Annotated in this window: 23 protein-coding genes; 15 read left to right on the top strand and 8 right to left on the bottom strand. The window is 36.8% G+C overall.

Features of this window, described 5'->3' with window-relative positions; all coding sequences use genetic code 11:
• Window positions 1–230 precede the first annotated feature (230 nt).
• The 3 genes from msrB (at window position 231) to G9Q29_RS09800 (ending at window position 2,879) form a co-directional block, all read left to right on the top strand.
• Window positions 231–788: a peptide-methionine (R)-S-oxide reductase MsrB gene (msrB, locus tag G9Q29_RS09810; protein WP_166136428.1), complete on the top strand. Its 558-nt coding sequence runs from the start codon at window positions 231–233 to the stop codon at window positions 786–788.
• A gap of 1 nt (window position 789) precedes the next feature.
• On the top strand, window positions 790–1,395 hold the full coding sequence (gene msrA, locus G9Q29_RS09805; protein WP_166136425.1) for a peptide-methionine (S)-S-oxide reductase MsrA: 606 nt from the start codon (window positions 790–792) through the stop codon (window positions 1,393–1,395).
• A 176-nt stretch (window positions 1,396–1,571) separates the two neighbouring features.
• Window positions 1,572–2,879 carry an amidohydrolase gene (locus tag G9Q29_RS09800; protein ID WP_166136422.1) on the top strand — a complete coding sequence of 436 codons (1,308 nt, stop codon included), beginning with the start codon at window positions 1,572–1,574 and terminating at the stop codon, window positions 2,877–2,879.
• A 93-nt stretch (window positions 2,880–2,972) separates the two neighbouring features.
• Here the strand turns inward: G9Q29_RS09800 and G9Q29_RS09795 are convergent, their stop codons facing one another.
• On the bottom strand, window positions 2,973–4,538 hold the full coding sequence (locus G9Q29_RS09795) for an NAD(P)/FAD-dependent oxidoreductase (protein WP_166136419.1): 1,566 nt from the start codon (window positions 4,536–4,538) through the stop codon (window positions 2,973–2,975).
• 195 nt (window positions 4,539–4,733) lie between these two features.
• Here G9Q29_RS09795 and G9Q29_RS09790 point away from each other — a divergent pair, with 195 nt between their 5' ends.
• Window positions 4,734–4,967, top strand: a complete 234-nt coding sequence (locus G9Q29_RS09790; protein ID WP_166136416.1) for a hypothetical protein — start codon at window positions 4,734–4,736, stop codon at window positions 4,965–4,967.
• A gap of 8 nt (window positions 4,968–4,975) precedes the next feature.
• On the opposite strand, the gene G9Q29_RS09785 is transcribed toward G9Q29_RS09790, so the two are convergent.
• On the bottom strand, window positions 4,976–5,797 hold the full coding sequence (locus G9Q29_RS09785) for a purine-nucleoside phosphorylase (protein WP_166136413.1): 822 nt from the start codon (window positions 5,795–5,797) through the stop codon (window positions 4,976–4,978).
• Window positions 5,798–5,856: 59 nt separating this feature from the next.
• Between G9Q29_RS09785 and G9Q29_RS09780 the strand changes: the two genes are divergently transcribed.
• The 6 genes from G9Q29_RS09780 (at window position 5,857) to G9Q29_RS09755 (ending at window position 10,664) form a co-directional block, all read left to right on the top strand.
• On the top strand, window positions 5,857–6,606 hold the full coding sequence (locus G9Q29_RS09780; RefSeq protein ID WP_166136410.1) for a DUF547 domain-containing protein: 750 nt from the start codon (window positions 5,857–5,859) through the stop codon (window positions 6,604–6,606).
• A gap of 8 nt (window positions 6,607–6,614) precedes the next feature.
• Window positions 6,615–6,950, top strand: coding sequence for an arsenosugar biosynthesis-associated peroxidase-like protein (locus tag G9Q29_RS09775; RefSeq protein WP_114753010.1), 336 nt, complete (start codon window positions 6,615–6,617; stop codon window positions 6,948–6,950).
• Window positions 6,947–8,014 carry an arsenosugar biosynthesis radical SAM (seleno)protein ArsS gene (gene arsS, locus G9Q29_RS09770; RefSeq protein ID WP_166136407.1) on the top strand — a complete coding sequence of 356 codons (1,068 nt, stop codon included), beginning with the start codon at window positions 6,947–6,949 and terminating at the stop codon, window positions 8,012–8,014. The genes G9Q29_RS09775 and arsS overlap by 4 nt, the downstream gene beginning before the upstream one ends.
• A 75-nt stretch (window positions 8,015–8,089) precedes the next feature.
• Window positions 8,090–9,061, top strand: a complete 972-nt coding sequence (gene arsM, locus G9Q29_RS09765) for an arsenosugar biosynthesis arsenite methyltransferase ArsM (RefSeq protein WP_166136404.1) — start codon at window positions 8,090–8,092, stop codon at window positions 9,059–9,061.
• 49 nt (window positions 9,062–9,110) lie between these two features.
• On the top strand, window positions 9,111–9,704 hold the full coding sequence (locus G9Q29_RS09760) for a TIGR04282 family arsenosugar biosynthesis glycosyltransferase (protein ID WP_166136401.1): 594 nt from the start codon (window positions 9,111–9,113) through the stop codon (window positions 9,702–9,704).
• Between the two features lie 6 nt (window positions 9,705–9,710).
• The gene (locus G9Q29_RS09755; RefSeq protein ID WP_166136398.1) at window positions 9,711–10,664 is read left to right on the top strand and encodes a 1-acyl-sn-glycerol-3-phosphate acyltransferase; all 954 of its coding nucleotides are present in this window, start codon (window positions 9,711–9,713) and stop codon (window positions 10,662–10,664) included.
• Here G9Q29_RS09755 and G9Q29_RS09750 read toward each other — a convergent pair whose 3' ends face one another.
• The 4 genes from G9Q29_RS09750 to G9Q29_RS09735 are packed head-to-tail and all read right to left on the bottom strand — an operon-like array spanning window position 10,665 to window position 15,418.
• Window positions 10,665–11,693, bottom strand: a complete 1,029-nt coding sequence (locus G9Q29_RS09750) for a VOC family protein (RefSeq protein WP_166136395.1) — start codon at window positions 11,691–11,693, stop codon at window positions 10,665–10,667.
• A gap of 14 nt (window positions 11,694–11,707) precedes the next feature.
• The gene (locus G9Q29_RS09745; RefSeq protein ID WP_166136392.1) at window positions 11,708–12,493 is read right to left on the bottom strand and encodes an SDR family NAD(P)-dependent oxidoreductase; all 786 of its coding nucleotides are present in this window, start codon (window positions 12,491–12,493) and stop codon (window positions 11,708–11,710) included.
• Window positions 12,483–13,187, bottom strand: coding sequence for a TIGR04283 family arsenosugar biosynthesis glycosyltransferase (locus G9Q29_RS09740; RefSeq protein ID WP_166136389.1), 705 nt, complete (start codon window positions 13,185–13,187; stop codon window positions 12,483–12,485). The genes G9Q29_RS09745 and G9Q29_RS09740 overlap by 11 nt, the downstream gene beginning before the upstream one ends.
• Window positions 13,188–13,222: 35 nt before the next feature.
• Window positions 13,223–15,418 carry an ATP-dependent DNA helicase RecQ gene (locus tag G9Q29_RS09735; protein WP_166136386.1) on the bottom strand — a complete coding sequence of 732 codons (2,196 nt, stop codon included), beginning with the start codon at window positions 15,416–15,418 and terminating at the stop codon, window positions 13,223–13,225.
• Between the two features lie 85 nt (window positions 15,419–15,503).
• Between G9Q29_RS09735 and G9Q29_RS09730 the strand changes: the two genes are divergently transcribed.
• From G9Q29_RS09730 to lptB, 4 genes are all read left to right on the top strand, one after another.
• Complete coding sequence (locus G9Q29_RS09730; RefSeq protein ID WP_166136383.1) at window positions 15,504–16,469, top strand: KpsF/GutQ family sugar-phosphate isomerase; 966 nt, start codon at window positions 15,504–15,506, stop codon at window positions 16,467–16,469.
• A complete protein-coding gene (tatC, locus tag G9Q29_RS09725; protein ID WP_166136380.1) occupies window positions 16,469–17,284 on the top strand; it encodes a twin-arginine translocase subunit TatC in 816 nt (271 codons plus the stop codon). The genes G9Q29_RS09730 and tatC overlap by 1 nt, the downstream gene beginning before the upstream one ends.
• Window positions 17,277–17,630, top strand: a complete 354-nt coding sequence (locus G9Q29_RS09720) for a carboxymuconolactone decarboxylase family protein (protein ID WP_166136377.1) — start codon at window positions 17,277–17,279, stop codon at window positions 17,628–17,630. The genes tatC and G9Q29_RS09720 overlap by 8 nt, the downstream gene beginning before the upstream one ends.
• A gap of 108 nt (window positions 17,631–17,738) precedes the next feature.
• Window positions 17,739–18,479, top strand: coding sequence for an LPS export ABC transporter ATP-binding protein (gene lptB / locus G9Q29_RS09715; protein WP_166136374.1), 741 nt, complete (start codon window positions 17,739–17,741; stop codon window positions 18,477–18,479).
• A 68-nt stretch (window positions 18,480–18,547) separates the two neighbouring features.
• Here the strand turns inward: lptB and G9Q29_RS09710 are convergent, their stop codons facing one another.
• Together G9Q29_RS09710 and G9Q29_RS09705 are read right to left on the bottom strand one after the other, a co-directional pair.
• On the bottom strand, window positions 18,548–19,411 hold the full coding sequence (locus tag G9Q29_RS09710; protein ID WP_166136372.1) for a glycoside hydrolase family 25 protein: 864 nt from the start codon (window positions 19,409–19,411) through the stop codon (window positions 18,548–18,550).
• 10 nt (window positions 19,412–19,421) lie between these two features.
• Entirely contained in the window at window positions 19,422–20,138 is a 717-nt protein-coding gene (locus tag G9Q29_RS09705) for a CDP-alcohol phosphatidyltransferase family protein (protein WP_166136367.1), read from the bottom strand.
• 320 nt (window positions 20,139–20,458) lie between these two features.
• Between G9Q29_RS09705 and G9Q29_RS09700 the strand changes: the two genes are divergently transcribed.
• Entirely contained in the window at window positions 20,459–21,490 is a 1,032-nt protein-coding gene (locus G9Q29_RS09700) for a putative type IX sorting system protein PorV2 (protein WP_449528479.1), read from the top strand.
• The last annotated feature ends 38 nt before the right edge of the window (window positions 21,491–21,528 follow it).

Genomic DNA, 21,528 nt, shown 5'->3' with positions numbered 1-21,528 from the left:
TACATCACACAAAACTGACTCACAAGATGAAAATCTTTTTTGATATTAAAAAAGGGCTGGAAATTCAAGTTCAATTACACGAATCTTTAAAGCTGTATCAATCCAAAGACAATTTTTAACCGTAAATGTTATTATAAAACTCGCTTAAACAAGTATTAATTTGTCCTTTAGGCGACGCTTTAATTGTAAAAAGCAATTTACATTTGTATTGAAATTAAAAAAATAAAATCATGAAAACAGCTCAACGAATTCTTTGTCAATTGTTTATTGTACCGCTATTCATGCTAACTGCGTGTGCACAAACTTCAAAAAAACAAGCCGCGCCTGTCGTTGAAAGTGCTGCAAACACCATCTCGAAACCAGGAAATCCATATTATTCTAATACTGACCAAACCAAGTTAAAGGTTAGCGATGCAGAATGGAAAAAAGTTTTACCCGAAGATGTATACGAAGTTTCACGTAATGCCGATACCGAAAGACCCTTTACAGGAAAGTATTGGAATACCGATGAAAAAGGAACCTATTATTGTGCTGCTTGTGGAAATAAACTTTTTCGATCAGGCGCCAAGTTTGCAAGTAATTGCGGATGGCCAAGCTTTTTTGAACAAGACAATAAAAACAGTGTGGTTTATAAAAATGATAATTCTTTAGGAATGGAGCGCATCGAAGCGCTTTGCGGAAGATGCGACGGACATCTTGGCCACTTATTTGATGACGGTCCGGAGCCTACTGGAAAAAGATACTGTATGAACTCCATTGCTTTAGATTTTATACCTGATACCAAATAATATGAAAAAGATACTTTTTACCCTCCTACTTTTAACAACGGGATTATTTGCTCAAAACAAGTCGAAACCAAATTTAGAAACCATCACATTAGCTGGCGGTTGTTACTGGTGTGTTGAGGCAGTTTACGAAAATTTGGTTGGTGTTCAAAGCGCCGTATCTGGATATGCAGGCGGAAAAACGAGCAACCCTACTTATGAGGACGTTTCCACTGGTCAGTCAGGCTATGCAGAGGTAGTGCAACTTACTTACGATAAGAATGTTACTAATTTAGATGAGATTTTTAAAGTGTTTTTTACCGTTCACGATCCAACAACACTCAACAGACAAGGCGCTGATGTTGGAACACAATACCGCTCCGCTATTTTTTACAAGAACGAGAATGAGAAAAAAATTTCACAAGCTTTGATCAAAGATTTAAGCAAAGCCAAGGTATACGATAGCCCAATAGTGACAACCTTAGAGCCTTTGACTACATTTTACAAAGCCGAGTCGTATCATCAAAATTATTACAAAAACAATAGTTCACAGCCTTATTGTAAGATGGTCATTCAACCGAAATTAGAAAAATTTGAAAAATTATTCAAAAACAGATTGAAAAAAAAGTAATACTACTACAACGCCTTGTCACTAAGACCGAGGCGTTTTTTTTATGCAATGGTTGAAGTTCGAGTACTAGCTTCTTAGCTATTAGAAATTCGTTATATTTGTCTGATAACCTTTCCTTTGAAAACATAAAATTAAAATCACAGGAAATTTTAACTTGCAACAAATAACCAAAAACCATGAAAAAATATTTTCCTTTATTAGGATTACTCGCCGTGAGTAGCATAAGCTCTGGGCAAACTGGATCATTAAAAGCAAAAATTGACCAAAAAGCAACCGCATTAGAATCTCAAGTTATTTCTTGGAGAAGGGATTTTCATCAAAACCCTGAATTAGGCAACCGAGAATTTAAAACATCCGAAAAAATAGCAACTCATTTACGAAGTTTAGGACTAGAAGTGCAAACGGGCGTAGCAAAAACAGGCGTTGTAGGTATTTTAAAAGGCGGTAAACCCGGGCCTGTAGTTGCGTTAAGAGCGGATATTGATGCACTGCCCGTAAAAGAAAGAGTTGAAATTCCTTTTGCATCCAAAGCAGAGGGTGAATATAATGGGAAAGCAGTTTCAGTGATGCACGCCTGCGGACACGATACGCACATTGCTATATTGATGGGAACTGCTGAAATCCTTGCATCAATAAAGAAAGATTTAAAAGGAACCGTGAAATTCATTTTTCAACCCGCCGAAGAAGGTCCACCAGAAGGTGAAGAAGGTGGCGCCAAATTAATGGTACAAGAAGGCGTTTTACAAAATCCGAAGGTTGATGTTATTTTTGGACTTCATATTAACGCGCAAACTGAAGTTGGACAAATTAAATACCGTTCGAAAGGTACAATGGCTGCTTCGGACTGGTTTACCATCAAGTTAAAGGGCAAACAAACGCACGGAGCCTATCCTTGGTTGGGCGTAGATCCTATTGCTACCGCAGCACAGATGATTATGGGCATTCAAACTATTGTGAGCCGAAACGTTAACCTTTCAGAATCGGCTGCAGTTATCAGCGTAGGCCAAATCAATGCAGGTGTTCGCTCTAATGTGATTCCCGAAGAATTAATTATGACGGGAACCATCAGATCACTTGACAAAGAGGTGCAAAAACTGCTACACAATCGATTAAACCAAGTAGTAAAGGGAATCGCAGAAAGCGCAGGTGTAACAGCAGATGTAAAAATCACTAATCAAACACTAATTACATACAACGATCCTGAACTAACTGAAAAAATGGTTCCCACACTCGAAGCCACAGCTGGAAAAAATAAAGTTTCAATAACTCCCGCTGTAACAGGCGCCGAAGATTTCTCGTATTTTCAAGAAAAAGTTCCGGGTTTGTATTTCTTTCTTGGTGGTGCGCCAAAAGGAAAACCCATTGCTGAGACAGCGCCGCATCACACCCCAGATTTTTATATCGACGAGAGTGGATTTGTGTTGGGTATGAAAGCCTTATCAAATTTAACCATTGATTATATGGAAATGAACTCCAAAAAATAAAAAGTAATGCCGTTGCTCCTGCTTCAAAAAGCAAAAAACAACGGCATTTAATTTTAAAACTTACGAAAGTCATGATTTCGGTTGAGATAAAAACTATTTGTTTTTTAATACAGTTGCAATCATCTGAGCGCATTTTTCACCATCAATTGCAGCTGAAATAATTCCGCCAGCATAACCTGCACCTTCTCCGCAAGGATACAAACCTTTAATTTGAACATGCTCATAAGTGTACACGTCTCTAGGAATACGAACCGGTGATGAAGTTCGTGATTCTGGTGCGTGAAGAATTGCTTCATTAGTTAAATAACCGCGCATTGATTTTCCAAATTCTTTAAAACCTTCCCTTAAAATCTGCGTTAAGAAACCAGGAAAAACTTGTCCCATTTCTACCGAAGTTGTCCCAGGCACATAGGATGTTTTTGGAATATCGCTTGAAACTTTACTTTGTGTAAAATCAATCATTCGCTGTGCAGGAGCCTTTTGGGTTTCTCCCGCAAGATGCCAAGCTTTTTGCTCAATACTTTTTTGAAATTCCATTCCAGCAAGCGCTCCAAACTTAGCAAATGGTTTAAAATCTGCCAATTGCAACTCAATTACAATTCCAGAATTAGCGGTAGCTTGATCTCTCTTTGAAGGCGACCAACCGTTGGTTACCACCTCTCCAGGACTTGTTGCGCAAGGAGCAATTACGCCTCCCGGACACATGCAAAAAGAGTACATTCCTCTACCTCCTACTTGTTTGACAATGCTGTAAGGCGCTGGTGGCAAGTGTTCGCCTCTATAATCACAACTGTACTGAATGCTATCAATCAAGGTTTGCGGATGCTCTGCACGCACGCCTAAAGCAAAAGGCTTAGCTTCTATAAAAATCTTTTTTCTATCTAATAGTTCAAAAATATCTCGAGCTGAATGACCAGTTGCTAAAATAATTTTTTGAGCTAAAATGGTATCGCCATTTTGGGTTACAATCCCTTCAACCTCATTATTTTTCACCAAAATATCCGTAACACGGGTTTCAAATAAAACCTGACCGCCGCATTCGATAATTTTTTCACGCATGTCTTGGATAATCTGTGGCAACTTATTAGTACCAATATGTGGATGCGCATCGACCAAAATATCAGATGACGCTCCAAAAGCAACAAACAATTCTAAAACTCGAGTTACATCGCCTCGTTTTTTAGAGCGAGTGTATAATTTACCGTCAGAATACGTTCCTGCACCACCTTCACCAAAACAATAATTAGAATCTTCATCGACAATATGGTCTCGATTTATGGCTTTTAAATCTCTACGTCGTCCGCGAACATCCTTGCCTCTTTCAATTACAATTGGCTTTAAACCCAATTCAATCAATTGCAAAGCAGCAAAAAGACCTGCCGGGCCTGCACCAACCACAATAACCTCTTGAGCAGAAGTGACATTGGGATAGTCTGGAAGTTGTACCTTTTGCTCTTGAAAAAGCTCACCTTTTAAAAAAATTGACAATTTAAGGTTTATTTTGATGGCCTTTTGGCGCGCATCAATTGACCTTTTTAAAACTACAACATGATCAATATCTTGAACAGCAACTTTGATTTGTTTTGACAAATGAGTTTTTAACAGCGACTCACTTGCTGCGGTTTCGGGAGAGACTTGTAATAAGAGTTCTTGCGGCATTTTTTTAACGTATTGGATTCTTTAAATTCCTAAATAGTATTTTTCAACACGGAATTAGTGTGCAAAAGTACTATTTTGAACCGACATCTAGTAGCGCTCCAATAAAGGCTCTTGAAAATAAGGAAAGACTCCCTTTTTAAAATAGTCTTTGTACCTTTGGCACTCGAATAATATCAAGCACCAAAACGATACAAAATGGCAAGAAAAATAAAATTAATTTGGGATTTCCGCGGACCGGCAGCAGCCAAAACAGCTGAACACCACGAAATCCATTTAAAAGAATACATTCAAATCGAAAAGCTCCCCTTATCCATTACCGGATTCACGGTACAAGGCGAAATGCAAGCCCTTGCCTTTATGGTTGTAACCGATGAGCACATGATTGCCGTTCGTGATGCACTAAAACCTCATCGTGGTGAATTGTACTAGGGATAAAATTATCCTAAACTGTTAATCACGTCAACAAATAATTGGCTTAATTTTTCATCGGCCTTGCCAGCTATTGCAATAATTTCGGCTATATCAACAGGTTTTAAATTATCTGGATCGCACTCGTCAGTAATTACACTCACGGCAGCGCACGGTAATTTTAACTGATTGGCTACAATTACTTCTGGCGTAGTACTCATTCCTACCATGTCAGCACCAATTCGACCCAAAAAACGGTATTCCGCACGGGTTTCAAGTTGCGGTCCGTAAACAGAAGCATACACTCCCTTTTTTAATTCAAAAGCTGATTTTTCAGCTATTTGTTGAAACCTCTTATTCAGAAAGCCATCATAAGGCGCGCTCATATCTGGAAAAATTCCTCCGTATTCAAAACTATTTAAACCAGAAAGCGGGCTACCTCCTTGCAAATTGATGTGATCATCTAGTAAAATTAAATCGCCTTTTTTAAAAGCACTATTTATTCCGCCGGCAGCATTGCTTAATAACAAATGCTTTACTCCCAATTGATGCAATACTCGGATAGGGAAAGTAACTTGCTGCAAAGAATATCCCTCGTAAAGATGGAATCGGCCTTGCATGGCAATTACTTTTTTGTCACCTATTGTTCCTATTACTAATTTGCCTTTGTGAAATTCAACAGTTGAAACTGGAAAGTGAGGAATATCAGCATAATCAATGGTCTGCTCAACTACCAGATGGTCTAAAAATTTTCCTAAACCTGTTCCTAAAACCACTGCAATTGATGGACTTGCTATTCCTTTTGAAACTAAAAATTCTGTTGATTCTAAAATCTGTTGTAAATATGTCATATTATAAAACTATTATTGGTAAATCTCGTAAATAATAATAAATTTACGAAAACAATGCTATGAAAAATATAATATTTATCCTTTGTTTTGTTCAAGTCGCATTGGCGCAGCCGAAAAATTATGTGAAAATTTCGCAAGATTTTATTGAAGCTGCTAAATATGGTGACACTACTACTGTTTCTTTAATCGAGGCTATTGCAAAAGCAGATGAAAAAGAATTACTCGCTCAACTGGGTTCAGATGATCTTAAGAAAGCCTTCTTTATCAACCTTTATAATGGGTTTACTAATTATGCTTTAAAAAAAGATTCTGAAAAATACAAAAGTCGCAACTCCTTTTTTAAATCGAAGCAATTTGTAGTTGCTGGAAACAAATTGAGTTTAGACATGATTGAACACGGTTTTTTAAGAAGATCAAGCATTAAATTGAGTTTAGGAAAACTTTCGAAGTTGTTTCCGACCCAATTAGAGAAAAAATACCGTGTAGAAAAGGTGGATTATAGAATTCATTTTAGCCTGAATTGTGGGGCAAAAAGTTGTCCACCAATTTTCTCTTACGATCCCGCTAAAATAAACGAGCAACTTGACATAGCTACTAAAAGTTATTTGAGCAATGACGCGCGCTATGACAAGGATAAAAATACTTTGCACCTACCTATATTAATGAGTTGGTTTCGAGGAGACTTTGGAAACAAAAAAGGCATTTTAAAAATTTGTGAAGATTTAAAAATCATTCCCAAAGGCACAAAACCAAAACTAAAATATAACGATTACGATTGGAGTTTATTTCTAGAAAATTTTAAATACTAAAAACTGAGATGGATAAAAATTATTACAACGCAGATGACCTCAAAAAATTTGGCAACATCGTTGAATTTCAAAAAGAAATGGGCGAAAAATTCTTTGGTTATTACGGAGAAGTTTTTAAAGAAGGTGCTCTTACAGCACGAGAAAAATCATTAATTGCACTTGCAGTTGCCCATGCTGTGCAATGCCCGTATTGCATTGATGCTTACAGCTCTGATGCCTACGAAAAAGGATACAGCGAAAGCCAAATGATGGAAGCCGTACATGTTGCTGCAGCCATTCGTGGGGGAGCTAGTTTGGTTCATGGTGTTCAAATGATGAATAAAGTCAAGAAAATAAGTTTATGAGCGAATTTGTAAAAATTAAATTAAAATCACTTAAAGCTACAGCTAACTCCTTATCAAAAGCAGAGCATCAACTGGCAGTTTTGGAACAAAATCCTACACGATTTACACCATTTCATACCCAACTAAATACAATTGGTTTGCGTCCTCTTCGTCCTACTGCTCTTGAAGTTTTTCAAATCAATTTGGGCAAAATGTGCAATCAAGTTTGTACGCATTGCCATGTCGACGCAGGTCCTGATCGAAAGGAAATCATGACCAAAGAAACAATGGAAACAATCATTGAAGTTCTCAAAGCCAATCCTACTTTTAAAATTGTAGACATGACTGGTGGCGCTCCTGAAATGAATCCGCACTTTAGATGGTTTGTTGAAGAAGTAAGTAAACTAGGTATTCAAATGTACGTTCGCTGCAATTTGACTATCATTACTGCCAACAAAAAATACAACGACCTACCTGAGTTTTTCAAAAAACACAAAATTGAAGTCATTTCATCTTTGCCGTTTTATTCGAAAAATAGAACTGACAAACAACGCGGTGATGGTGTTTTTGAAAGTTCTATCAAAGCTTTGCAAATGCTAAACGAGGTGGGCTATGGCAAAGAAGACTCCGGATTAAAATTAAATTTAGTTTACAATCCTGCTGGAGCCTTTTTACCGCCAGATCAAAGTGCACTTGAAAAAGAATACAAAACGGCTCTTGCTAATGATTTTGGAATTAGTTTTAACAACTTATTTGCCATTACCAATTTGCCTGTAAGTCGCTATCTTGATTATTTGATCACATCTGAAAATTACGAAGATTATATGACCAAATTAATCGATGCCTTTAACCCAACAGCCGCAGAAAATGTAATGTGTAGAAACACCATTTCAATAGGTTGGGACGGCTATATTTACGACTGTGATTTTAATCAAATGTTAGAACTAAAAGTGAGTAATCCAACAACACAGCACATTAGCACTTTTAATGCAAATGCGTTGCAAGATCGCTCTATCATTGTAAACAACCACTGTTACGGTTGTACAGCAGGTTCTGGAAGTAGTTGTGGAGGAGCTGTTGCATAGCGCAACGTTTCTTAAAAGGATTCTTTGAAACGAAAATTAAAACTTAAAATTAATAATAAGAAGAAATACAATCGAATGGAAAATTATTTAGACGCTACCGTCAACCTTTACCGCGATGCCGCCTTAACTCCTGATGTAGGATTGTGCTGCACGACTACACCAATTTGGAAATTCCCTGGTTTGGAAATTCCAAAAATTATGCAAGAAATGAATTACGGCTGCGGAAGCACCATCTCTGCACAAGATTTGATCAACAATCCAAAGATTTTATATGTTGGCGTGGGTGGCGGAATGGAATTACTGCAATTTGCTTATTTTTCTCGTCAAAAAGGTGGTGTAGTTGGTGTAGATGTAGTCGATGAAATGCTAGAAGCTTCTCGTCAGAATTTTATTGTTGCTGAACAAGAAAACGATTGGTTCAAAAGTGAATTTGTCGAACTAAAAAAAGGAGATGCTTTAAACCTACCAATTGAAAATGAAAGTATCGATATTGCTGCACAAAACTGCTTGTTTAATATTTTCAAAACAGATGATTTGAAAAAAGCGCTACAAGAAATGTATCGTGTGCTAAAGCCAGGTGGCCGATTGGTTATGAGCGATCCTACGTGCGAGCAAGAAATGAACGAAACTCTGCGTAATGATGACCACTTAAGAGCTTTATGCCTTAGCGGAAGTATTCCGATTAAAGAATACATCAAAATGTTAACTGATGTAGGTTTTGGAACCATCGAAATTAGGGGAAGAAGACCGTACCGCATTTTAGATCCTGCAAATTATGCGACAGACGAACTAATCTTTATTGAAAGTATCGAAGTTTGCGCCATAAAAGATCCGATGCCAAGTGATGGACCGTGCGTATTTACTGGAAAAGCGGCGATTTATTACGGTACAGAAGCTTATTTTGACGATAAAAAAGGGCATACTTTATTGAAAAATCAGCCTCTTGCGGTATGCGATAAAACAGCTCAAGCACTAACAGACCTCAACAGAAGTGATATTTACATCAGCGAGTCGACCTTTCATTATAACGGAGGCGGTTGTTGTTAACCCAAACAAGCTGCAGTTCTAATCAACTGCAGCTTTTTAATTTAAAATTATGCAGCAAAAAAATGCAATCATTTTATTTACTAAGAATCCTGAATTAGGCAAAGTAAAAACTCGCTTGGCTAAAACAATTGGGAATGAAAAAGCTTTAGAAATTTATAAAAAACTATTGCACCATACTCAGGCAATTGTCAGCCCAGTTCCTGCTGATAAATTCCTTTTTTATTCTGATGCAATTGTACAAAAGGATCAATGGCCGGAGACCGAATTTCATAAGAAAGTGCAACATGGTTCGGATTTAGGAGAGCGAATGAATGCCGCTTTTCAAGAAGTTTTTATCTTGGGTTATACCTCGGTTTGTATCATTGGTAGCGATTGCTATGAACTGACCTCCACAATTATCGAAGAAGCCTTTACTCAACTTGAAACATACGACACAGTGATTGGTCCTACTTTTGACGGTGGCTATTATTTGTTGGGTATGAAAAAGTTGCATGAATTTGTTTTTTTAAATAAAACTTGGAGCACTGAAACGGTATACTCTGACACGATTGCTGACATTCAAGAAAGCAATCTAACTTTTTTTGACCTTCCAAAATTAACAGATATCGACGAGGAGAAAGACTTACCGCTTATTTGGAAATAACTGTCTATGTATTATTTTTTTAAACTAGCAGCTTCTGTGGCTTTGCAATTGTACACCAAAAAAACGATAGCGCGTTTTCACGAGCCTTTTGTAGCCAACCAACCTACCATTTTAGCGAGTAATCATCCAAATTCTTTTTTTGACGCTATCGTAATCGCTGTGCACTACCCGCAACCCATTTATTTTTTAGCAAGAGGCGATGCGTTCAAAAAACCATTAGTAGCACAATTTTTAAAAGCCTTGCATTTAATTCCAATTTACCGATTAAGTGAAGGAAAAGAGAATTTGAGTAAAAACGATGATACGTTTCAAACTTGTATCAATTTACTCCAACAGAATCAAACGATTTTAATTTTCTCCGAAGGAATTTGTAAAAACGAATGGCAACTACGCCTGTTAAAAAAAGGAACTGCTCGACTGGCGCTTATGGCAGCTGAAGCAGGATTAAAAAACCTACGAATTCAACCCACTGCGATCAATTATTCTTCCTTTCGCAAGAACCCGAAAGAAGTTGAGATACATTTTAATCCAACCTTTTCGATTGATAGAAATGTACAAGAGAACGAAGCTGTTTTTTTCAATGAATTCAACAAACAATTAAAAACAGGTATTACCACTAATTTGTTGGTAAAAAGTGACACCAAGGATATTGAAATATTTCCAAAGCAAGTAATCTTACAAGCAAAATTTATAAAGTACATTGTTGCGACACCAGCCTTCGTAGGTTTTTTGGCTAATTATGGAATTTATTACTCGGTTAAAAAAATAGCCTTGCAAAAAACTAAGAATACTGTTTTTTACGACTCCGTGTTGTTTGGTATACTGTTGCTATTTTATCCTATTTTGGTAGCTTTTCTGGCTATTATTACAGGAGTAATTTTTAATTGGACTATAGCGTTGGTGCTTTTTCTATGCATGCCTTTAAGCGCCTGGTTTTACAAAACTTATAAAAGTTTGTAATTACTTTACCTTACTTAAAGCTAGCATTTTAATCATCCATCTCGGTAAAGGTTTTTCTTGATTTCTTTTGCGAAGGTCTAAATACCAACCAATTTTTTTTAGGATAGGAACTTTATGTGTTTCTACCAATTCAATTAAGGTGCCATCTGGATCCTCGATATAACAAAATCTACCCGAGGCATTATCCATCGCAAAGGTATTGTTGCTATCTACTGTAAACTCTAATCCGTGTGTAGCTGCATGATTTTTAAGAGCATCCATAGCAATAACATCAAAACAAAGATGAATAAAACCACAATCGCCCCAAAACCTATTTTCGTAAATTTTAGGTTGTTTTTGATCTAAATTTTGCAGCAATTCAACAGTTACATTTCCTAGCAAGGTATTGAATGCTCCCTTACCTGTTGCCGCTTTAAAAAGTCCTACTTTTCTAAAATTATGACCATTTTCAGTGTAGAAATCATCGTATGTGATAGTATCAAGTCCTAAAATAGTTTGGTAAAATGCAATTGATTTTTCCATATCGCTTACACCAATAACCGCTCCTACAACGCCACCCAAATCAAAATCATTATTTTGAAACCAATCGGTAGAGGGAATTATTTTAAAATGATTTGAGTCTGTATCGGTTACATAAAAATAAGGTTGACTATCAGGTCCTGATGCAATTGCACTCACAACCAAACCTTGTATTGCAGAAAGACGTTGGTGCGATTGTTTTAAATTTCGAGATTTTAAAATAGCCGCATTAATCCCTAATTGACCTAAGACAACTTGAGCACCTTGAGTTGGAGATCTGTCTTTAAATTGCCAAATTTCTAAACCGCCACCGCCTTGCAAATTCATGGTCAAAATAGCACGTCGGCTGTATACAACTCCACCAGTATATTGCGTCATTAAACTAGCTTTAGCCTCATCATCAAAAATCAAAACATCCATTCCGAAAAGATGTTTGTAGGTATGCATGGCTTTTGTCGCTTGACTAACTCCAATTCCTACTTGTTGAATTCCTGATAAATACTGATGCATAGACTGTTTATATATTAATTTTGTAAACCTTTTTTATGAGCAATTTTATAATACAAAGCGGGACAAAACCACCATAGCCACAGCAAAATACGTTCAGCTTTGACAATTACGATTGCTTTTTTACCTTTTTGAATACCTTTAATAATTTTTTGAGCGCAAATTTTTACGTCCATTCCCACTTCGTTATTCGCATCGGTTGTGCCGTACTGTTGTCCGTTGCCTTGCAGGGCATTTTTCGAGATCGGAGTATCAATCCTTCCTGGATATACGATAGAATGCAGTACTTTGGTTTCAAGTAATTCACATTGTACCGTTTCAACATAACCTTTAATAGCATGTTTTGAGGCGGCATACCCAGATCGCAAAGGAAATCCCATTAATCCAGCTACGCTGCTAATTATAACGCTATGGCCCGAGTTTTTCGCAACAAAATGAGGCAGCAAAGCCTGATTGATTGCAACTGGAGCAAAATAATTAATAGCCATTAATTTTTCATAAACTGCCATATCCGTTTCGGTAGCTTGAGCACGCTGACTAATCCCAGCACTTTGAATCACAAAATCAATACGCCCGTAACAAGACAAAGCCTCGTCAACCAATCCCGGAATTCCTTTTATGTCTAATAAATTGTAAACTAGTATTTTTGATTTTTGTAACTGTAGCTGCAATTCACTCAACAAACTTTGATTAGAAGATGTTAAAATCAAAATTGCTCCTAACGCATCCAACTGCAAAGCAAGTTCCTTTCCTATCCCTGAAGATGCGCCGGTAATCCAGACTACTTTGTCTTTAAAATGCATTTTTACGATAGTTTAAAAGATGTTTGTACGTGGTCACCATATCAATTTGAGAGGCTCCTTTTTTATACATGCGTACAATTTTCAAATTAGCCAACTGCACGGTTAACCATGTATTATCAGTATATTTTCGAGCAGAAACCATGGTCGCTTTAGGAATTAATTTGAATTTTCCTTGTTCCCAAATTCGAGCAATGAAGTCGTAATCCTCCATGATAAACATCTCTTCTTTGTAAGAACCGACACGTTCCCAAAGTGCTTTGGTTAAAAAAATTCCCTGATCACCACCTCTAAAAAATAAATAATTGAAGCGTGTAAAAAAGGCATTAACTTTTAACAGAAAACTATCGGAATCAAATTTCGTGCGGAAACTTCCACAATTATACCCTTGAGCAAAGGCTTTCTGTAGTGATAGATAACAATCTGCAGGAGGTAAACTATCGGCATGCAAGAAAAAATACACTTCTCCTGATGCATTTTGCACGCCAAAATTCATTTGCCCAGCGCGTCCTTTTACAGGCGAAAGGACTGCTACTACACCTAATTTTTCAGCAATTTGTAACGTGTCATCCGTGCTACCGCCATCAGAAATAATGATTTCACAATTCGAAGGCGGTATAATTTTTTGCAAATGCAAGATTGTATTTTCTATTATGAGCGCTTCATTGTAAGTTGGAATAATTATGCTGATGACCATACATTTGGGGTAGAAAAAAATTCTTGAACTCGTTATTAATTGGCAACCTCGCTAATAAATTTGATTCGCATAAGTCGCAACTCATCTAAATCGTAATCACCATCAAATTCTTTCAAAGCTTTTTCGATACTATCTGTTTCTGATTCCATGAAATACTCATGAATTTCTTCTTGCTGATCATCATCGAGCATTTCGTCAATCCAATATTTGATATTAAGTTTGGTTCCGGAGTACACAATTTGTTCCATTTCTTTAATCAAAGCATCCATATTCAAACCTTTTGCCGATGCAATATCGTCAAGAGATAGTTTTCTGTCTATGTTTTGAATAATATATAATTTGTTGGCAGAATTTACTCCAGTAGATTTCACCACTAAATCATCCGGTCGGACAATATCGTTGTCTTGTACGTACCTACTAATTAAGGCTACAAATTCATTACCATATTTCTTTGCTTTACCTTCTCCAACACCATGAATATTGATTAATTCAGCTGCTGAAATTGGATATTTGAGAGCCATATCTTCCAGCGAAGGATCTTGAAAAACAACAAATGGAGGAACGCCAATTTTCTTAGCCACTTTTTTACGCAAATCACGAAGCATTCCCATCAAAACCTCATCAGCAACACCTGTTGATTTGGCTGCAGTAACAATAGCCTCATCTACTGATTCATTGTATTCATGATCTTCTGACATGAGGAACGATTCCGGATTAGCTATAAAATCAGCTCCTTTTGGAGTCAGTTTTACAATTCCATATGTTTCAATGTCTTTTGACAAATAGCCTGCAACTAACACTTGACGCAATAAAGCCATCCAGTATTTTTCATCATGAGTTGCTCCACATCCAAAAAAGGATTGCGAATCAGTACGATGCGCTTTGATTACCGCATTGACACGTCCAATTAGTGTAAAAACAATTTCTTTTGATTTGTATAAGTGTTTGGTGTCACGCACTACTTCTAGCAATTGCACCACTTCTTTTTGTGCTTCTACTTTTACTTTTGGGTTGCGAACGTTATCATCCATATCAGCGCCTTCACCAGTTGCTTCGTCAAACTCTTCACCAAAATAATGCAGGATAAACTTTCGTCGAGACATTGATGTTTCAGCATAAGCCACTACTTCTTGCAATAATGCAAATCCTATTTCTTGTTCGGCTACTGGTTTGCCAGACATGAACTTTTCTAACTTCTCAACGTCTTTATAGGAGTAGTAGGCCAAACAATGTCCCTCGCCGCCATCTCTACCTGCTCTACCCGTTTCTTGGTAATAACTTTCGAGTGATTTAGGAATGTCATGGTGAATTACAAATCGCACATCTGGCTTGTCGATTCCCATACCAAAGGCAATGGTAGCAACAACTACCTCAACATCTTCCATCAAAAACATATCTTGATGTTTAGCTCTAGTTTTGGCATCTAAACCAGCGTGGTACGGCACTGCAGAAATTCCGTTTACTTGTAAAACTTCGGCAATAGCTTCCACTTTTTTGCGACTCAAACAGTAGATGATTCCTGATTTACCTTTATTTTGTTTGATAAATCGAATGATATCCGATTCAATATTTTTTGTTTTCGTGCGTACTTCGTAGTACAAATTAGGTCTGTTAAACGATGCCTTGAATGTGGTAGCATCAGACATATCTAAGTTTTTCAAGATATCTTCCTGCACCTTTGGCGTTGCCGTTGCCGTAAGTCCTATAATTGGCACATCGCCCAACTGTTTGATGATGTGCTTTAAATTACGGTATTCCGGTCTAAAATCATGACCCCATTCTGAAATACAATGCGCCTCATCTATGGCTACAAATGAAATAGGCACGCTTCTTAAAAAAGTAACATACTCTTCTTTGGTTAACGATTCTGGCGCTACATACAACAGTTTAGTCAAACCCGAACTAATATCTGCTTTCACCTGTGTAATTTCAGTTTTGGTCAACGAGGAGTTTAAAACATGAGCAATTCCATTTTCTGAAGATAAGCTACGAATAGCATCTACTTGATTTTTCATCAAGGCAATTAAAGGCGAAACTACAATTGCAGTCCCCTCTTGAATCAAAGCGGGTAATTGATAACAAAGTGACTTTCCTCCACCTGTAGGCATAATCACAAAAGTATTATTTTGACTCAAAATACTTTTAATGACTTGTTCCTGCAATCCCTTAAATTGGCTAAAGCCAAAATACTTCTTTAATTCTTTGTGTATGTCAATTTCGTTTGAATTCATTCTTTATTACGTGGTATTTTGTATAAATTTGCAATACCTAAAGGTACAAATTTCTTTTACACATACAAATTTTAATCATTCTGTTTTGATCACTAAAGAAAATATACTGGCCAGCGCCAAAAAAACCATTCTTTCCGAAAGCCAATCAATTGCTAAACTAACTGACTATCTGGACGAAAACTTCAGCAGAGCCGTTACTGCCATTTTCCAATCTAAAGGACGATTGGTTGTTACCGGTATTGGCAAGAGCGCCATAATAGCCCAAAAAATGGTAGCCTCGTTCAACTCAACAGGTACACCATCGTTGTTTTTGCATGCCTCAGAGGCTATTCATGGTGATTTAGGAATGGTTCAAAACGAAGATATAATTATATGTATTTCCAAAAGCGGCAACAGTCCTGAAATTAAAGTTTTGGTTCCGTTATTGAAGCGATTTGGCAATACCTTAATTGCTATCACCGGAAACATGACTTCATTTTTAGCAAAAGGATCCGACTATGTTTTAAACACAACAGTTGATACCGAAGCATGTCCTAATAATTTGGCTCCAACCAACAGTACTACTGCACAACTGGTCATGGGCGATGCTATAGCGGTTTGCCTCATGGAAATGCGCGGTTTCAAAGCAGAAGATTTTGCCATATACCATCCGGGTGGTGCTTTGGGTAAAAAGTTACTCATGCGTGTACAAGACTTGTTGGAGCATAGTTTAAAACCAATGGTTAGCCCAGACGCTCCAATTAAAAAAGTGATATTTGAAATTTCAGAAAAAAGACTTGGCGTAACAGCTGTAGTTGAAAACGAGCAAGTAATTGGAATTATTACTGATGGTGATATCCGTAGAATGCTAAACGAAACCGATACCTTTGCTACGCTTACCGCAAAAGATATCATGACCAAAAACCCCAAAGTCACTAGCTCAGCAAATCGCCTTGAAGACGCACTTAATCTAATGGAGGATTTTTCGATTACGCAGCTCATTGTAGTCGATGAAGGAAAGTACAAAGGTGTATTGCATTTACATGACATATTAAAAGAAGGAATTGTATAATGGCAAAAAAGAATTTAAACGAGATGTCGTTTTTGGATCATCTTGAAGAATTAAGATGGTTGTTAGTGCGCAGTACCATTGCTATTTTAGTATTGGCTACCATCACTTTTTTTATTAGTGATTACATTTTTGACGATGTTATTTTTGGCCCAACAAAACCTAGTTTTGTAACCTATCGCTTTTTCTGTGATTTGTCCTATCAATTGGGTTTTGCTGAAACTATTTGCGTTACTGAGATGCCATTTATCATCCAAAACACCAATATGGAAGGCCAAATCAATGTTTTGATTTGGACGTGTATCACGGCAGGATTCATTCTTGGTTTCCCTTTTATTTTGTGGGAATTATGGAAATTTATTAGCCCTGCTTTGTATGATTCTGAAAAAAAACACGCCAAACTTTTCATTTTTTCTTCGTCTATGTTGTTTTTCTTAGGCGTATTGTTTGGCTATTTTGTAATCGTTCCTATGTCGGTAAATTTCTTTGCCACTTTCACAATAAGTGATGTGGTGAAAAATCAGTTTAGCATTGACTCCTACATCAGTTTAATCAAAACCAGTGTCATCGCTTGTGGGTTATTCTTTGAATTACCAATAATTATATATTTCCTGACCAAGCTTGGTTTAGTAACACCTGTATTTTTACGAAAATATTGGAAATACGCTGTAATTATAATTTTAATTGTAGCGGCAATTGTAACTCCGCCAGATGTGGTTAGTCAAATTATTGTTACCATTCCGATGCTAATCATCTATGAAGCAAGTATCTTAATATCAAAAATAGTAGTAAAAAATCAACAAAAAATCAATGGCTGATATCATTCAAGAATTCAACGACTACCGTTCAAAAATGAACGAAAAATTATTGGCAGACAATAATAAAATTGTAAAACGTATTTTCAATTTAGACACAAACGCTTATGCTGAAGGGGCTTTAGATGTAAAAACTAAGGAGCTCCTTGGATTAGTAGCATCGGCTGTTTTACGTTGTGATGACTGTGTAAAATACCATTTAGAAACAAGCCACAAAGAAGGTGTAACTAAAGAGGAAATGATGGAAGCAATGGGAATTGCAACCCTAGTTGGCGGTACTATTGTGGTGCCACATTTGCGTCGTGCATACGAATTTTGGGAAGCGCTAGAAGAAAACGCAACCAAATAAATTGTTAAAGGAGGCTTTAGTTTTTAGTTTTAGTTGTTCATTTGAACCCTGAAACTAAAAACTAAAGTTTTCAAAACCACTATATCATTAAAATAAAAACAAGAAGTAATGCAATTAAGAGCTGAGAATTTGATCAAAACCTACAAAGGTCGTAGTGTTGTAAAAGGCATTTCGGTAGAGGTAAACCAAGGCGAAATCGTAGGTTTATTGGGACCAAATGGTGCTGGTAAAACTACCTCTTTTTACATGATTGTTGGTTTGGTTAAACCCAATTCTGGCAACATTTTTTTGGATGATTTGAATATTACTGATTATCCAATGTACAAAAGAGCGCAGCAAGGAATTGGTTACTTAGCGCAAGAGGCTTCTGTTTTTAGAAAATTAAGTATCGAAGATAACATTTTGAGTGTGCTGCAATTGACCAACTTAACAAAAGCAGAACAAGTTGCCAAAATGGAAAGTTTGATTGCCGAATTCAGTTTAGAACACATACGTACCAATCGTGGTGATTTGTTGTCGGGTGGAGAGCGTCGTCGTACCGAGATTGCACGCTGCTTAGCTACCGACCCGAAGTTTATTTTATTAGACGAACCTTTTGCGGGAGTAGACCCTGTTGCCGTGGAAGATATTCAACGTATTGTGGCGCAACTTAAAAATAAAAACATCGGTATTTTGATCACTGACCACAACGTTCAAGAAACTCTTGCTATTACGGATAAAACCTATTTGATGTTTGAAGGTGGTATTTTAAAAGCGGGAATACCCGAAGAATTAGTAGAAGACGAAATGGTTCGAAGAGTATACTTAGGTCAAAACTTTGAATTGCGTAAAAAGAAAATTGAGTTCTAATTGAGAACTCTTTTTTTTTGCGAAAGCATTTCCGTTCTCAAAAACAATAAGGAAAAATTATCAACCAACTATTCAATCGTAATAAAACGCAATTGCTGCACATCGCCATTGTAAATATTTACGTCTACATTTTCATCAATACCTGGCACCGTTGCTTTTTCAGTAAACTGCCAAAACAACCAATCAGAGTCGATCGATTCACGATAAAAATTATAATTGGCAATCCAAAAAAGGTAGTCACTAAATTCGTCTTTCAAAAAATCATCATAATACCGCTCTCCTGAATAGATAATGGGACGCACTCCATAATGCTTTTCAACGGCTTCCAACCAGCGTCGCAAACCTATTTTCAAATTAGCAATTGATTGATTTTTAGGTAATTTTTCAATGTCTAAAACAGGAGGTAAATCGCCTTTTTGCAAACGTACTGTTTCAATAAAAAGCTTGGCTTGTTCTAAAGAATTTTCGTTAGGACGGTAATAATGATAAGCACCTCTAATCATTTTGTTCTTTTTGGCACCAAGCCAGTTTTGTTCGAATTTTCGATCCTTTCGATCTCTCCCAACAGTTGCTCTGATAAAAACAAAGTCAATAGGATATTTTTGTTCTAAAGTGTCTACGTAAGACCAACTAACTTCTCCTTGGTATTCAGAAACATCGATCCCAACGCTTTTACCTTCATGTTTTGCAAGTACTTGTATATTTCTAACGTCTGAAAGTTTTTTGGATAATGCGCTTTCAGTGTTTGATTTATCACTTTTAAAACTAAAATAATAAGCTAAACCATTACGGTAATAATACGCCAGAGCTAGCAGTAAACAAACAACTAAAAAACCGATTAGATATTTTGAAAACAAAAAGCGACGCCAATAGCTGTTCTGTTTGGGTTTTCGAACGGTACGCGTTTTTCTAACTATTTTTTGTCTGGCCATTTCGACAAATTTACTTTTGCAACATTTTATTGTTTACCACAGAAAGTAAAACATAAAAAAGAATCACCAACGGAATTCCTAAATATTGGAAAAATACTAATAACAATACTGAAATCAAAAGAAAAACGATTTGCAAACGGTTGACTGCCCAACTTAACTTTTTAATTTTCAAAGAAAACAACGGGATTTCAGCATTCAACATATAGGCGCTCAATAAAGTAATGAGCAATAAAAAGTAATCTGTTGTAAGCAATTCAATTGCAATTAATGAATCGGTGTATTTTAAAACTAAAGGCAAACTCAAGATAAATAATGCATTGGCAGGAGTTGGCAAACCAATAAATGAATCCGTTTGACGCGTATCAATATTAAAATTAGCCAAACGGTAACACGATCCTAAAGTAATTATAAAACCCAAGTACGGGAGAATTTGCAAATGAGGCGCAGGAGCAGTAGAAGCATAACTTACCAACATGTGGTACATCACCACGCCGGGCACTACGCCACTAGTTACCATATCAGCCAACGAATCTAATTGCAAGCCTAGTGAACTAGAAACCTGAAACATACGTGCGAAAAACCCATCAAAAAAATCCAGAAAAATACCCAAACACACAAAATAAAAAGCCATTTCAAAATCTTGCTGAAATGCAAAAACAAGAGCGATACATCCTGAAAAAAGATTAAGTAAGGTAATAGAATTAGGAAGATGTTTTACAAACGACATAGACTTGTGATTTAAAGTATAAGTGCGCAAATTTAGTACAATATGCCAATGAAAAATACGTTTTTAAGATAGTTTTTAGGAGCAGTAGTGGTTTTTAAGTTTATCTTTCTTAATGCGCGTATTTAAATTGTAGTTGTAACTATTTTAGAAACGTTGTCTAGCAATAGTTTTAGACCCTATCACATCAAAAGAATTCAGCAGGAAATGAAAGTCAGCTGAATAAAAAATTCTATTTTTGATAAAAATTAAACAATCCCCCCTTGTTTGTAAAAATGACACCCTTACACAAAAGCCTTTTCTTTGTCTTCGCATTGCTTTCCATGAGCACCTTTGCACAAACAGTTAGGAAGTATTCTAACGAGTTTATGAACATCGGTGTTGATGCAGCTGCTTTAGGAAGATCCAATACGGCAGTAGCCTCCACAAAAGATGTTAATTCAGGCTATTGGAACCCGGCAGGATTGGTTCAACTAGAGGATCACGAAGTGTCATTCATGCATGCCAATTATTTTGCAAATATTGCGCAGTACGATTATTTGGCCTATGCCAGCCCAATTGACGAGCGCAGTGCTTACGGAATATCACTTATCCGCTTTGGAGTAGATGACATTTTGAATACCACTGAATTAATTGACAGCGAAGGCAATATTGATTACAACAGGATAAGTTTATTCTCAACGGCTGACTATGGTTTTACGTTTTCATACGCTCGAAAGTTACCCGTTCCTGGTTTTCAATATGGATTGAATGCTAAAGTTATCCGAAGAGTTATTGGAAAGTTTGCCGATGCTTGGGGATTTGGTTTTGATGCAGGAATACAGTTTGAACGCAACAGTTGGTCTTTTGGGATAATGGTGCGCGACATTACCACAACTTATAACGTTTGGAATATTGACGAACAAGAGTATCAAAAAATTGCCAATGCCATTCCGGGACAAAATCAAGAATTACCAGAAAGTACGGAAATTACAGCTCCAAAAGCACAATTGGGACTGGCTAAAAAATTTATCATCCGATACGATTACAGCATTGAAGCAGCGGCCAACTTGAACATGCGCTTTACAAAAACCAATGACCTCATTGCTACTGATTTTGTTAGTATTGATCCAGCAGTGGGTTTTGAATTTGGTTATACCGATCTAGTATTTCTTCGTGCAGGAATGGGAAATTTCCAGAACGTACAACAATTAGACGGTACCGACAAAGTAGGATTTCAACCCAACATAGGTCTCGGATTCAAATACAAAGGTATTCAAATTGACTATGCACTGACGGATATTGGCGATCAAAGCACTGCCTTGTACTCAAATATTTTTTCAGTCAAAGTTGATTTAGGTCTTTTTCGAAGGTAACCCAATAACAATTAGTTGTACAGTTTTTTTATTTTCGT

It is taken from the genome of Flavobacterium turcicum (assembly GCF_011365745.1).
Classification (GTDB): domain Bacteria; phylum Bacteroidota; class Bacteroidia; order Flavobacteriales; family Flavobacteriaceae; genus Flavobacterium; species Flavobacterium turcicum.
The sequence above is the reverse complement of the archived record's forward strand: the minus strand, read 5'-3'. Positions and strand labels throughout refer to the sequence as shown.